We start from the raw sequence: 13,486 nt of genomic DNA on the forward strand, positions 1-13,486 counted from the left end.
GAAGGAGACCGCGATGCCCTTGAGCCGCGAAGAACGGGAGACGTTCCTGGCCGAACCGCATGTGGCCGCGCTGGCGGTGGACGCGGGCCCGGGCCGGGCTCCGCTGGCCGTGCCGATCTGGTACTGGTACGAGCCCGGCGGGGAGGTGTGGGTGATGACCGGCGCGACGTCGCGCAAGCACGCGCTGATCGGCGCGGCGGGCCGCTTCACGCTGCTGATCGACCGGCTGGAGCCGACGATCAGGTACGTATCGGTGGAGGGCCCGGTGACCCGGACGACCCCGGCGACGAAGGACGGACTGCGGGCGATCGCGGCGCGCTATCTGCCGCCGGAGAAGGTGGCCGGCTATGTCGACTTCGCGTGGGAGAACCACGGGGAGCAGGTGGTGCTGCACATGCGGCCGGAGAGGTGGGTGTCGTCGGACCTGGGACGGGTGTGACCATCGGGGCATGGCAACTGATCTCGACGCACTGCTGAGGTCGCTCCGGGTGTGGGACCCGTCGGTGACGACCCTCCCGCCCTTCGACCCGGCGTCGGCCCCTCGCACCCCCCTCCCCCTCTTCACGACATGGTTCGCGGAGGCGGTGGCGGCGGGCGAGCGGGAACCGCACACGATGTCCCTGGCGACGGCGGACGCGGAGGGCCGCCCGGACGTACGGATCGTGATGCTGCACGGCGCGGACGAGCGGGGCTGGTCCTTCGGCACCCACGCGACGAGCGGCAAGGGCCTCCACCTGGCGTCCCGCCCGTACGCGGCGCTCGCCTTCTACTGGCCAACCCTGGGCCGCCAGGTCCGGGTGAGGGGCCCGGTGACGGTCGGAACGCCGGCGGAGGCACGGGCAGACCTCCGAGCCCGCTCGACGGGAGCCCTGGCGGCGGCCCTGACGGGCCACCAGAGCGAGACCCTGGGCTCGCTGGAGGAACTGAGGGAGGCGTCGGAGACGGCGTGGGAGCGGGCCCGGTCGGACACGGGGGCGGAGTCCCCGACGTGGACGCTGTACCACGTGGCACCGGAGCGGGTGGAATTCTTCCAGGGCGACGAACACCGCCGCCATGTACGCCTGAACTACCGGAGGACGGAGAGCGGTTGGGACCGGGAACTGCTCTGGCCGTGACGCCTCAAGCGGCGCGCTCCTCGAAAACGACGGTGTTGTGGCCGTCGGCGACGAGGCGCAAGTCGACCATGACGTCCAGGGCCGTCGCCAGCCTGACGAGCAGGTCCGCAGTGAGGGGAAGCATGCCGCCGAGCTCGACGGCCTCCACCTCCTCCGGAGTCATCCCCAGCCGCTCCCCAAGCGTGGCCTGCGTCAGCCCGAGGGCCACGCGACGGTCGTGCACGAGCTGCCCGAGTGCGAGCGCCAGCCGAATCTGCTCCCGCTCGGCGACCACCTCCGGCGGCTCCCCGGAGCCCTCGCCGACTCTCCGCTCCCGCGCCAGCTTCCAGCGGGTGTGGCTCACAGGTCCTCCCGGAACTCACGAGTGAACACGTCGTGCGCGGGCCCATGCTCCGCCTCGCACAGCTCTCGTGCCAGCTTGGCGCGCTTGACCTCGGCGTCTTCTCTCATTCTGGTCTTGCGGAAGACGGTGAGCAGTACGATCCGTCGACCGGGTGCCAGCCAGTAGGTCACCCGCATGGCATTACCACTCAGCACGAACCGCAGCTCACGCACTCCCTCCCCCAGATTACGAGAATGTGGCTCGCCCAGCGTCGTCGGAGATTGGGCGAGGAGGTCGGCCTTCTCCTCCGCCTGGCGGTAGTGCTGCGGACACAGACGCTCCAGCCATGCCTGTACTTCCGGCTCCAACTCGATCATGTAGGGCTCAGCCACTTCGCGAATGTAGATCGGGTGATGTGGAGGGCGCCCGCTTTCAGAGGTGGCGTCACCCGTATGTGCGGCGTACGCGGGAGTAGTCGACTGCTCCGGTGTGGGGGAGCGTGGCCCACATCCGGGTGCCGGTGCCCGGTTCCGGTCGGGGGCCGCCGATGCCCCATTCGCCTCGGCAGGCCCGTACGACGCGGTCCAGGAGGCGGAGGGTGACGCGGCGGTGGGTTTCGCAGGCGGCGCCGAGGCGGGCGTGGGTGTGGCGGGGGTGGCCGTCGTAGAGGGTGACGCGCAGGCACTGGTCGCGGTAGCGCAGGGAGACGTACACCTCGGCGGTCGTGGAGAAACGGCAGGCGCAGGCGGTGAGTTCGCTGACGACCTGGACCGCCGCGTCGGTCACCTCCGTGAGGTGGTGGGCCTGGAGGATCGTCCGGGTCGCCGCTCGGGCGACGGCCGGACTTCGGGGATTCGCCGGGAGCGTGAGGCTGTACGCGAGGGCCTCCGGGCGGGCCGGGGCGAAAGGGACGTCGGCGGGGGCGAGTTGGGGCGACTGGCAGATCGCGGCGTCGAGGCGCACGGCAACTCCCTTGTCGAAGCACGGACGTTGTGCGGGCCGGGCGTCCCGGTGGCCTGTCTCCCTGACCCGGGCCCACCCCTCCCAGGGGAGGAGAACGCGGGCGGATCCGTGTGATGCGCCTCCGGGAGCGTTGTTACGCCGCCGTGGTCGAGCTGTCACAGACCGTGGAGAAACCGGGCCGGTCTCCCGGCTGGACGCCGTGCGATGCGACCGCGCCCACGGCTCCGATCACATCGGGCCCGCGAGTTCGTTGACCTCCAGGTACACCTCGCGGTCCGCCGCCAGGTTGACGTCGAAGCCGTGGAAGCCGCTGGGCGGGGCCGTGGCGAAGAAGGAGCCGTCGGCCACCTCCTGGGACGTCAGCCGGTGGTCGGCGTCGTCGCTGCGGCCGCCGATGTCGTACGGGTTGGCCGTGACGAAGTGCTGCTCGAAGAACCTGTCCAGCGTGGCCTCGTCGTCCGGCAACGCCGCACCCGCCCGGTTCGTCGCCGTACCCGGAACCGGGTGGACCTCGAGAATCTGGTCGAAGCTGGGCCAGCCGCGGATCGCGTGCGCGAGGTAGAGCTGGTCGCCGTGTCCGAAGCACAGGTATTCCAGCGTGCCGTCGCCGCTCGCGTGGTCGTTCACGTCGAGCTCGGTGAACCGTACGACGCGTTCGATCCGCACCTCGGTGTTCGCGGCGAGCGGCCGCGTTCCCTTCGCGCTGCGTTCGAAGTGGCCGCAGAAGATGTCCCCGGTCATGGACGTACGCCTCGGACCGCTGCCCGACGGGTCGATCTCGGACATGGGGAAGGGGACCGGATCGAAGGTGTCGTACGGCTCGTCGGGAAACGCGTGCCGATGCGAGCGCAGCGCCTCACGCACGCCGTCGTCGAGGCCGACTTCGAGCAGGACCTGGTAATTGTGCGGCGCGCCGAACATCGGCAGATGCGAGAAGTAGAACATCTCGTGGCCGAACACGAGCATGCCGTGACCGCCGGTGGTCGGGTCCTCGGGCTGCTCGGCCTGCCCGGCGTGGTGGTGGTGCATCGCGCCCATGCCGTGCCCCGGCACCTCACCCATGCCGTGCCCCTGCATCTCACTCATGGTGTGCCCCTGGTCTGCCCCCTGGGTTACCCCTGACAGGGTCTCTCCCTCCCCAGTATCCGACGCCCCGCGCCCCGCCGCTCGGCATGCGACCCCTAGGTTGTCCCCATGGGCCTCTTCGACAAGTTCACCGGCACCCGGCACCCCGCCGAGGGCGTCACCCCGCGTCCCGCCGAGGAGGTCCGCGCCGCGCTCCTCGCGCTGAACGGGCCGGACGTCCCCTTCCGCGTACGATCCGCCTACCCTGCCGAAAAGGCCGACCTCGCCGCCGAGTTGCGCCTCCGGGAACCCGCCTGGGGTGCCTTCTTCGCCCGCTCCCAGCTGGACCGCGCCCTGAAGATACGGATGCGGCTGGTCCCGGAGAGCCACGAGGTCCGCGCCCTCGACGAGCAGTGGCAGGTCACGTGGGTCGGGGACACCCCCACGTTCGCGGTGTCGCGCGAGTACGGCCGGGGAACGGTCCGCGAGACCTCCCGTCAGTGGACGATCGAACGCGGCCCCGACGGCCGCCGCCACCTCACCGAGACCTTCCGCTTCGACACCGCACACCTCAAGGACCCCCTCCGCGACACCGTCCTCGCCGCGGGCTGGACCTGGCGCGGCGTGGTCACCCGCCTCTGACCGGAGCCAACCCCGCATGACCTCCCAAGAACCGCTGTGCGTACTTGTCCAGGCACGGGGCGAGTCGTCTCCGCTGTACGAGGTGGAAGATCCCAGAGTGGGTGAGGATCTCAGCTCCTTCAGATGCACTGTCCCGCTGGACGATGCTCGGCTGGCGCTGCCGGACGTGCTGGCAGACACGCTGCGGTCCTGGTCGTCGTCCCGCCCGCCGGAGGGTTTCTCCTCGCGTCCGGATCTTCGCAAGCACGTCAAGCAGGGGCTGGCGACGGCCCAGCGACTGGCCGAGCATCTCGGACCGTCGTGGGCGGTGCGCTATTGGGACGAGCGGCACAGCACGGCGAAGTGGGTGTGCTGGGGCTGTGGGCGCCTGCACTGGGAGCGCGACAGCCACGGCACGCCGCCGCATCCGATCGACATCACCGTCGAAGGAGAGTTCAGGTTCGGTCCGCTGCGCTCGGAAGGTTTCGGGGATTTCTTCCCCGACGATCCCGCCGCGGCCCTGGCCCTGTCCGACAGCCTCGTCGCCGACCTGTACACGTGGGCGGCAAGCATCGACGCAACGGTCAACCGGGAGATCCGTGACCGGCAGGACGGCGCCTACGACGCCGAGTGGGACCGGCTGTTCCGCGTCGGGACGGAACTGGCGAAACGAGTCGCGCACGAGTTGGGCCCGTCCCGGCAGGTGACCTACAAGGGGCTGGCCAACGGTGGCCTGGCCGCGCTGACGTCCATCACCTGGCAAGGGGACCGACAGGTGTAGGCGCGGCCGAGACGGTCTCATCTCACGCGAACGGCCACAAGTTCCTCACAAGTAACTCAAAGTCTCTTGTCCTGGACCCGTCACCCGTGCCTAAAGTGATCGCCGCGCCGGACGGAGCCGACCACTTCGTCATCGTGCGCGTCGACCGGCGACCGGGGGAACACCGTCGTGTCGCCACGGGGAGGAAGACCACATGCCGAGACATCGGCTCCTCACGCATGCCCGCGTGAAATCGCGTGCCCGGACGAGATCCGGGCCGCTGACCACTCTGCTCACCGGCGGCCTGACCGTCGCCCTGCTCGGGGGCCTCGCCATCCAGCCGGGACTGCTGAGCCGCTACGACCAGGACCACGTCGCGCCCGTCGCCGACAGCTACGACGGGTTCGACGCCCAGGCCGCCGAGCAGCTCCGGCAGGACCAGTGCCTGCTCGCCGAGGTGCTGCGGATGGGCGGACCCGGCATGTCCGCCGTCGCCCAGGACGGTCTCAACCAGCCACCGGACAAGCTGCACACCGCCGCGAACCGGCAGTACTGGGATCAGACGCCGCTGTCCACCGCGTTCAAGCAGGACCGGGACGCCGCCGACAAGGAGGGGTCGGCGCTCTACGACCACCTCAAGGACTTCCAGATCTCCGGGCTTCCCACGCCCGGCGGCTTCAAGTCGGTCGCCGACTTCGAGTGGGTGCCCGGTGTCGCCGGCGACGACCGCCCGAGCTTCTTCGCGCAGACCGGCATCTCCAAGTGGATCTGGGAGCAGTTCTGGAAGAGCGAGAGCGACCTCTACCGCGACCCGACCGCGAAGGCGGATGACGCCACCGCCAAGGCGTTCACGGACCTCGGCAGCAAGCTGTACACCGTGCGCACCCCCGAGGTGCCGTACGAGGAGTGGGCCGGGTGGCACGACTACGACACCTTCAACCACCCCATCTGGGCCGACGACGCCCGTATCTTCCTGTCCTCCGGCGGCTTCCCGCGCACCGCGCCCGAGCCGGGCACCGTCGAGTACCGCATCGCCGTCGAGGACCTGAAGACCCGCTTCTCCTCCTGCGCCTGGCACACCCCCGTCGACCCGAACAAGGTCCTCGGCAAGGAAGTCGCCGCCGCGTCCGCCGAGTGGCAGCAGGAGATCGCCGCCCAGGCGACCCCGCGCAACCAGATCCTGACCGCGAACCGCGCCTCCACCAAGGCGCTCGCCGCCGGTTCCAAGGCGCTCGGCGAGATGCTGGGCTGGTCCTGGCGCGCCGACCACCTGGTCCGCTGGCAGGACTGGTGGTCGGCCGGAGGCCCCGGTTGGATCGGTGACAGCCCGTTCGTGATCCACGCCCACGGTGCGTCCGACAAGTGCCTGGAAGCGGCCGGCGCCAAGAAGGACAACGGCACGCCGGTGCAGATCTACACCTGCAACGGCGGCGCCAACCAGAAGTGGCAGATCTGGGGCGACGCCCTGCAGAACGTCAACTCCGGCAAGTGCCTCGACATCAAGAGCAGCGGCACCGCCAACGGCACCGCGCTCCAGCTGTACACGTGCAACAGCACCGCCGCCCAGAAGTGGCAGTACGGCACCCACGGCACGACCCGGCTGTACAACCCGGGCACGGACAACTGCCTCGACCTGGCGACGTACAACAACAGCCAGGACAGCCGGATGTGGGACTGCACGGGCAAGGACCCGCAGAAGTTCGACATCGTCCCGTCCGGTCACAACGGCACCGACAAGCTGGACTACCCGAAGAAGGCCGACTTCGACCGGGTCACCAAGGACATCGCGACCGCCCAGGCCGAGTCCAAGAAGCAGCTGGACATCCTGAAGGCGCAGGCCGCCGTCGGGAAGACGGCGGCCGCGACGACGGACACGGCCACACAGGCCGCGTACGCCATCGCCGACAAGGCGGGTGCCCCGCGCGGGCGCGCGCTCCTCGTCGGCCAGCAGAAGGCCCAGGTGACGAAGGCTTCGGCGGCCGCCCTCGAAGCGCTGTCGAAGGCTGGTGACACCGCCTACGCCGCGACCCGTGCCGCCGCGGGTGACAGCGCGACCATCGCCGCCCGCGCGGTGACGCAGGCCGCCCAGTCCAAGGCCGCGTTCCGTACCGCCGCCGCCAATGAGGCGCGTGCGCAGGCGAAGGCCGCCGCCGACGCGGCCGCCCTCCAGGCGCAGAACGCCAAGACGGCGCGCGACACCGCGAAGGCCAAGCTCGCCGAGACGCAGAAGGCCGAGGCCGACGCGAAGGCGGCCGCCGCCGACGCGCACGCCAAGAGGCTCGCGGCGGAGGCCCAGGAGGCCACGGCGAAGGCGGAGAAGGAGACCGCCGCCGCCAAGCAGGCCGAGGCCGCCCAGCACAAGACGAACGCCCAGGGCTACGCCACCGCGGCCACCGAGGCCAAGACCAAGGCCGAGGCGGCGGAGTCGACGGCCCGCACCAAGCGGCAGGACGCCGAAGCCGCCCGCGACCGGGCCAAGGGCAAGATGGACGACGCGTGGGACGCCGAGGCCAAGGCCAACGCGGCGCGTGCGAAGGCCGACGCCAAGGACGCCTTCGCCGAGGCCCACGACTCCGACGACGCCGCGAAGGAATCCCGCGCGGCGGCCGACGAGGCCGACAAGCACGCCGACGACGCCGAGGCCGCCGCGAAGTCGGCGCGCGCCGAGGCGAACGCGGCGAGCCAGGCCGCCGCCGACGCGGACGCCGCCGCCACGCGCGCGGAGGCGGCCGCCAAGCGGGCCCGCTCCGACGCGGACGCCGCCCAGGCCGCCAAGCTGCGCGCCGACGCAGCCGTACGCACGGCGACCAGTGCCGCCGCGGACGCCATCGCCGCGTCCCAGACCGCGGCGCAGGCCGCCCGTTCGGCGGTCGCGCTGGCCGACGAGGCCGAGAAGCACGCCGCCGACGCCAAGGCTCAGGCCGACGCGTCGAAGGCCGAGGCCGCCAAGGCGGTCGCCGGTGCGGCGGACGCGGCCGGGCACGCCTACACGACCGCGCAGGCGTCCGAGGACGCCGGCAACGCCGCCCAGCAGGTGGCGAACCCGGCCAACGACGCGATCCAGCTCGGCTCGCCGTACATCACGACCGACTCCGCGGCCGGTCTCGCCGTCCTGGCGGGCCAGTCGTCGAAGACGATCGCCGAGCAGCAGCAGGCCGTGGCCGCCGCCCACGCGGCGAACGCCCAGAAGAACGCCGAGCAGGCCCAGAGCCTCGCCAACGCGGCGACGGGCGACGCCAAGGCCGCCTATACGCTGGCCGCCGAGGCGGCGGGCTTCGCGGCGACCGCCCGCAAGTCCGCCAAGGAGGCGCTGGGTTACGCGGCCGAGGCCGCCAAGTACGCCGCCGACGCTCAGGCCTCACTGGCCCGCGCCATCGGCTACGACCAGCAGGCGACCGCGGACGCCGACGCCGCCGACAAGGCGGCAGGCCGCGCCGAGGGCTACGCCACCGAGGCCCGTTCCTCCGCCGACCAGGCCGCCCTGGACGCCGCCGCCGCCCACACGGCCGCGGCCGAGGCCGAACAGGCCGCCAAGGACGCCCGCGCGGCGGCCGACCGCGCCGACGCCGAGGCCACCGCGGCCGAGCAAGCGGCGAAGGACGCCCAGAAGTACGCCGAGTCCGCCCAGCAGGCCGCCGACGAGGCGGCGCGCAAGGAGGCCAACAAGAACGTCCAGGACGGCGTCGGCACGGGCGTCGGCGGTGTCTTCTACGTCGTCGACAACATCACCGAGGCGGCTCCCGCCAAGCAGCTCAACCTCTGCACGTACGTGCCGCAGGGCTGCACGGTGACGTACGAACTGCACGTCGACATCACGGTCAGCTACTACTTCTGCGTCAACCCGGAGGTTCCCGCCACCGAGACGGGCTGCCCGAAGTCGGACACCCTCTACCTGAAGACGGAGGTCCTCAAGAACCAGAAGCAGGAGTGGACCCACCACTTCAGCTTCGGTGACATCACCCGCCTCGGCTGGCAGAACCTCTTCGGGGACACGCTGGGCGCGGTCCTGTACGAGATCGTCCTCGGGGACGTCGCCCGCTGCTACCACGGTGACAAGGTGGCCTGTGCCTGGGTCGCGTCCAACTTCATCCCGGGCAAGGTGTTCGAGAAGGCCGCCGAGGCCCTCCGCGCGCTGGACGCCGCGCTGAAGACCGGGATCGGCATCACCGACGCGTACAAGGCCCTGAAGGCCCTGGACGTGGATCCGGCGACGCTCGCCAAGGTCGAGGCGAGCATCAACGCCTACGAGGACCTCATCACCACCTGCAAGGTCAACAGCTTCCCCGGGGACACCCTGGTGCTGATGGCCGACGGTTCCCGCAAGGCGATCCGCGAGGTGCGCGAGGGCGACCGGGTGATGGCCGCCGACCCGGGCACCGGACGGCTGCGGGCCGAACCCGTGACCGACACGTTCCGGCACGACACCGAACGGCTGGTGACCATCGGCCTGGCCGGCGGCGGCAGCCTGGACACCACCGCCGGGCACAAGATCCGCACCGACGGGCGCGGCTGGGTCCTCGCCTCCGAGCTGCGCGCGGGCGACCAGCTGGTCGGCCCGGACGGCACGCTCCGCGCGGTGACCGACGTACGCGACCGGTCGGGGCTCGCCCCGCGCCAGGTGTACGACCTCACCGTCGACGGCCTGCACACGTTCTACGTGCGCGCGTCGGGCGCCGGGGCGACGGACGTCATGGTCCACAACTGCCTGAACCTGGGCGACGAGGACCTCAAGGCGCTGGAGAGGTACAAGGACGTCATCCACACCCTGAAGGAGCACGTCAATCCGGACGCGGCCGAGGCCTTCCGGCTCGCCAGGCTGAAGGGCAAGCCCAATACGATCTGGACGAACCAGGACATCGCCCAGCAGGCGGTGGACCGGGTCGTCGGCGACTACTTCTCCAAGCGGGCCGCGGACGGCCAGCGTGTGCTCGACCAGGCCAAGTGGAAGAACTTCCTGGACTGGGCGTCGAAGGCCAGGGACGGTGAGCAGTTCAGGGCGATCACCGGGAAGTGGGACGCCTATCCGTCGCTGGGCAAGCGGTACCTCCCCGACGGGCGGACCATCGAGGACGCCGGGAACGAGGTCACGGTGATCCTGATGAAGGTCAAGGGCCACAACGGCAACGGCCGGTACGGCTTCGTCGTCAAGACCGCCTACCCCGAGTAGTGCCCGACCCCTGGAGGACATGACCCATGCCGCACCACCGTCCCACGTACGCCGAACTGGGCTACTCCGAGGACTTCGGACTCAGCGGTCTGACGGAGCGGCTGTGCTCCCCGGACCGCCCCGCCGGCGGCCCCGCCCCCGTCGACCTCCCGGCCGCGCTCGCGGTCGCGGCCCGGTCGGCGGACGGGTCCGACGGCGAGGAGGCCGTGGAACTCGGGGAGGACGCCCGTCGGCTGCTGGACGGGCCGCTGCCGGAGGAGACCCTCCGCACGGTGTGGCTGGCCGCGGTCGGCCGGACCTTCGATCCGGCCGGCCACGGCATGGGCATGCGCACCTGGCTGGAGGCGGTCTCGGACCTGTCCACGGACCGCCTCCGGCAGAACAAGCGCTCCTACCTCCCGCCGCCGGTCCGTCCGGTACGGGACGAGGAGCGGATCGCGGACGTCCTGTCCGCGATCCGGGGCCTGGCGGCGGAACTGACCACCGCCGCCGGGCTGCCGGGCCTCGCCCCGGCGCTGGAGCGACTGGCCGGGCGATGCGACGCCGACCTCGGCTTCCGGCTCTTCCTGCGGGCCCTGAAGGCGAACGCCGTGCGGGTCCCCAAGGAGCACTACGACCGTTTCCTCGGCCTGGCCGGCCGGTTCGGGTATCCGGTCGCGGTCGTCCGCGACGGCCTGGACGTGGACTGGCCGCCCATCGACACCGCGCGCCGCGCCGCCGACGGGGACTTCGGCCTCTCGCGGCTCGCCGGGAACGCCCACCATGACTGGCGGGAGAGCACGGCCCGCCGGGAGATCCAGCAGGTGGCCGACGCGGACGAACCGGACCGGACCCCCGGCACGGCCGCCGCCCTCCTTCTGGAGGACGCGCGCCGTCTGCTGAGCTCCCCGCTCCCCGACGCCACGATCACCACCCTCTGGCTCGCCGCCTCGGGCGCGGCCCTGCGCGTGGACGGCCGCGACTGGCTGCGGCGGGTGGCGGAGGTGTGCGAGGAGCGGCTGAGGGAGGTCGCCCCGGCGTACCGGCCCGCCGTATCGCCTCCGCGCACCGACGTGACCGACGCGGTGCTGCGCGAGATCCGGGAGACCGCGCCCGCGCTGACCGACCGGGCCGTCAGCCCTCACTGGCAGCCCCTCCCGGCGCCCGAGGCCCTGACCGCGCTGGACGCCCTCGTGAGCCGGGTCGACCCCGACCTCGGTTTCCGGCTGTTCCTCCGGGTCCTCGGGGTGCTGTCCCCGCCGGTCACCCCCGAGCAGTACGAGCGGTACCAGGCGATCGGCGGACGCCTCGGCCTCGGCGAGCACCACCTCGACGAGATCGCGGACCTCGTCCAGCGGACGACCCCGCCCCACCCCACCCCCTGACCGAGGACACCCCACCCCATGTTCCTGCTCCGCTTCCTGCCACCCCTCCCCCGTGCGATATCCCTCGCCGTCGTCGGGCTCCTCGCCGGGCTGCTCCTGGCCGGGCACGGCATCGCCCAGGGCTACGACGAGGCGACGGGCACGCCCGGGACCGTGCACGTCACCACCTGCCGCCCGGCGACCGGCGGCTGGGACGAGCTGTGGGCCGACGGGTGGGCCTGCGCGGGACGGTTCGAGTCCGACGACCACTCCGTACGGATCGAGCACGTCAGCATCGACGAGATGTCGGACGACTACCCCGACGCCACTCTCGCCGCCCTGGTCGACGGCCCCACCGCCGAGACGGCCGTCCCGGACGGCTCCGGCTCCTGGAAGTGGCCGGCCCTGACGGGCGCGGTCCTCCTCGCCTTCACCGCCTGGCGCGTGCGGACCATCACCCACCTGCTCCGGGCACGCAGGACCGACACCGTCACCCCGTGAGTCACCCCGGTGGGGATCAGCCCAGCGGCTCCGGATCCGTCGCCAGCCGCGCGTGCAGATGCATGTCGCGGAACGCGTCGTGCCGGCCCGCCTCGAACATGGCGCCCCGCAGCGTCCCCTCGTAGCGGTAGCCGCATTTCTCCGCCACCCTGCACGACGCCTCGTGGCCCAGCGCGTGGTCCAGCTCCAGGCGGTGCAGACCGAGTTCGGTGAAGGCCCAGTGGGAGGCCAGCAGCAGCGCGCCGCTCGCCACGCCCCTGCCCCGGGCCTCCGGCAGCACCCAGTAGCCGACGCGCGCGCTGCGCCACACGCGGTTGATCACGTTCACGCCGACGTGCCCGAGCGTCGCGCCGCTCTCCGCGTCCGTGACCCGGTACGCCACCCCCGAACCCTCCGCCGCCTGCTCGGCCTTCACCCGCAGCGAGGCCCGGGCGCTCTCCAGGTCCGTGACGAACCTCAGCGGGGTGTTCCACCGCTTGAACTCGGGGTCGGACTGTCCGCGCAGCCACACCTCGGCGTGCTCCTCGGACCTGGGGTCCCACGCACACAGGCGCAGTCCGTGTCCCCGCAGCTCCGGATAGGGAAGCTCTTTAGCCGACTCGCTCGTCCGTTCCATCCCGCCATTCAAGCTCCGCGGCGATCATCCTGCACGGCGTTTGGGGCGTCCCCGGCCGCCGCCGTCGGGCGGAACACCGGCACACCGTCCCGGAAGGCCGCCTCCAGCTCCGTCCCGGGCCGCAGATCCGCGCCCTGAAGCCCCACGACCTCCGTCATCATCCGGGGCCCCTCCGCGAGATCGACCACCGCCGGGACGTACGGCGTGCGCTCGCGGAACGGCGGGAGGTCGTTGCGGTGCACCACCGACCAGGTGTACAGCCGGGCCCGTCCGCTCGCCTCCTCCCACCGGACGTCCTCGCTCCAGCAGTGCGGGCAGAACTCGCGGGGGTAGTGGTGGGCCCGGGCGCAGGCCGCGCAGCGGCGGATCAGCAGCCTGCCCTCCCGGGCCGCGTCCCAGTACGCGCGCGTGAACGCGTCCGCCTCCGGGACGTCGTAGCGCATCAGAACCATCCCAGCGCCGCGTCGACCGACCACGTCTGCCACGCCATCCCGCCCAGCCCGACCACCGAGATCAGCGCCATCATCGAGTTCTGCCCCTGTTCGGCCCAGTCGTGGATCATGAGCGTGAAGTAGAGGACGTTCAGGACCAGGCCCCCGGCCAGCGCCACGGGCGTGAGGAGGCCCGCGACCAGTCCCGCTCCCACCGCCAGCTCCGCGTACAGCACGACGTACGCCATCGTGCGCGGCCTCGGCTTGACGATCACCGCGAAGCCCGAACGGACCGCCTCCCAGCGGTGTTTCTCCGCGACGCCGGCCGCCCACGCGATCCCCGCGCCCTCGAACCAGCTCTTCTTCTCCTTGTGCCGCCAGCTCTCCAGCCACCACAGGCCGAGACCTATCCGCAGCACCGCGAGCCACTGTGCCCCGTCGAGCCAGACAGCATCCATGTATCTGACGGTACGTCAGATGAGCGAGCCCTGACAATCGCCCGGCCACACTCCACGCGAGCTCAAGGAGACCTACGCCACACGGCCCACACACTTCTCCTCCACCCGTGATCGATTCGCAACC

Annotated in this window: 14 protein-coding genes; 7 read left to right on the plus strand and 7 right to left on the minus strand. The window is 71.6% G+C overall.

Annotated elements, in window-relative coordinates:
- Positions 1–13: 13 nt before the first annotated feature.
- Both ACZ5NW_RS30840 and ACZ5NW_RS30845 read left to right on the plus strand, forming a co-directional pair.
- Complete coding sequence (locus ACZ5NW_RS30840; RefSeq protein ID WP_468747251.1) at positions 14–439, plus strand: pyridoxamine 5'-phosphate oxidase family protein; 426 nt, start codon at positions 14–16, stop codon at positions 437–439.
- A 10-nt stretch (positions 440–449) separates the two neighbouring features.
- Positions 450–1,115 (plus strand): pyridoxine/pyridoxamine 5'-phosphate oxidase, encoded by a 666-nt coding sequence (locus tag ACZ5NW_RS30845; protein ID WP_468747252.1) that lies wholly within the window; start codon positions 450–452, stop codon positions 1,113–1,115.
- A 4-nt stretch (positions 1,116–1,119) separates the two neighbouring features.
- On the opposite strand, the gene ACZ5NW_RS30850 is transcribed toward ACZ5NW_RS30845, so the two are convergent.
- From ACZ5NW_RS30850 to ACZ5NW_RS30865, 4 genes are all read right to left on the minus strand, one after another.
- On the minus strand, positions 1,120–1,458 hold the full coding sequence (locus tag ACZ5NW_RS30850; protein ID WP_468747253.1) for a helix-turn-helix domain-containing protein: 339 nt from the start codon (positions 1,456–1,458) through the stop codon (positions 1,120–1,122).
- On the minus strand, positions 1,455–1,829 hold the full coding sequence (locus tag ACZ5NW_RS30855; protein WP_468747254.1) for a type II toxin-antitoxin system RelE/ParE family toxin: 375 nt from the start codon (positions 1,827–1,829) through the stop codon (positions 1,455–1,457). The genes ACZ5NW_RS30850 and ACZ5NW_RS30855 overlap by 4 nt, the downstream gene beginning before the upstream one ends.
- A gap of 52 nt (positions 1,830–1,881) precedes the next feature.
- Complete coding sequence (locus tag ACZ5NW_RS30860; protein WP_468747255.1) at positions 1,882–2,400, minus strand: ATP-binding protein; 519 nt, start codon at positions 2,398–2,400, stop codon at positions 1,882–1,884.
- Between the two features lie 228 nt (positions 2,401–2,628).
- Positions 2,629–3,486: a hypothetical protein gene (locus ACZ5NW_RS30865; RefSeq protein WP_468747256.1), complete on the minus strand. Its 858-nt coding sequence runs from the start codon at positions 3,484–3,486 to the stop codon at positions 2,629–2,631.
- Positions 3,487–3,594: 108 nt separating this feature from the next.
- Here ACZ5NW_RS30865 and ACZ5NW_RS30870 point away from each other — a divergent pair, with 108 nt between their 5' ends.
- The 5 genes from ACZ5NW_RS30870 (at position 3,595) to ACZ5NW_RS30890 (ending at position 11,857) form a co-directional block, all read left to right on the plus strand.
- Positions 3,595–4,107, plus strand: coding sequence for a hypothetical protein (locus tag ACZ5NW_RS30870; protein ID WP_468747257.1), 513 nt, complete (start codon positions 3,595–3,597; stop codon positions 4,105–4,107).
- 97 nt (positions 4,108–4,204) lie between these two features.
- Positions 4,205–4,867 carry a hypothetical protein gene (locus ACZ5NW_RS30875; RefSeq protein ID WP_468747258.1) on the plus strand — a complete coding sequence of 221 codons (663 nt, stop codon included), beginning with the start codon at positions 4,205–4,207 and terminating at the stop codon, positions 4,865–4,867.
- A 193-nt stretch (positions 4,868–5,060) separates the two neighbouring features.
- Positions 5,061–10,013 carry a ricin-type beta-trefoil lectin domain protein gene (locus ACZ5NW_RS30880; RefSeq protein ID WP_468747259.1) on the plus strand — a complete coding sequence of 1,651 codons (4,953 nt, stop codon included), beginning with the start codon at positions 5,061–5,063 and terminating at the stop codon, positions 10,011–10,013.
- A gap of 26 nt (positions 10,014–10,039) precedes the next feature.
- On the plus strand, positions 10,040–11,377 hold the full coding sequence (locus ACZ5NW_RS30885; protein WP_468747260.1) for a hypothetical protein: 1,338 nt from the start codon (positions 10,040–10,042) through the stop codon (positions 11,375–11,377).
- A gap of 18 nt (positions 11,378–11,395) precedes the next feature.
- Positions 11,396–11,857 (plus strand): hypothetical protein, encoded by a 462-nt coding sequence (locus ACZ5NW_RS30890; RefSeq protein WP_468747261.1) that lies wholly within the window; start codon positions 11,396–11,398, stop codon positions 11,855–11,857.
- Between the two features lie 16 nt (positions 11,858–11,873).
- Here ACZ5NW_RS30890 and ACZ5NW_RS30895 read toward each other — a convergent pair whose 3' ends face one another.
- From ACZ5NW_RS30895 to ACZ5NW_RS30905, 3 genes are read right to left on the minus strand one after another with little or no spacing between them, the layout of a single operon-like run.
- Entirely contained in the window at positions 11,874–12,473 is a 600-nt protein-coding gene (locus tag ACZ5NW_RS30895; RefSeq protein WP_468747262.1) for a GNAT family N-acetyltransferase, read from the minus strand.
- A gap of 8 nt (positions 12,474–12,481) precedes the next feature.
- Positions 12,482–12,925 (minus strand): Zn-ribbon domain-containing OB-fold protein, encoded by a 444-nt coding sequence (locus ACZ5NW_RS30900; protein WP_468747263.1) that lies wholly within the window; start codon positions 12,923–12,925, stop codon positions 12,482–12,484.
- Positions 12,916–13,362 carry a DoxX family protein gene (locus tag ACZ5NW_RS30905; protein ID WP_468747264.1) on the minus strand — a complete coding sequence of 149 codons (447 nt, stop codon included), beginning with the start codon at positions 13,360–13,362 and terminating at the stop codon, positions 12,916–12,918. The genes ACZ5NW_RS30900 and ACZ5NW_RS30905 overlap by 10 nt, the downstream gene beginning before the upstream one ends.
- Positions 13,363–13,486: the final 124 nt, after the last annotated feature.

The organism is Streptomyces sp. NPDC032126, assembly GCF_055580085.1.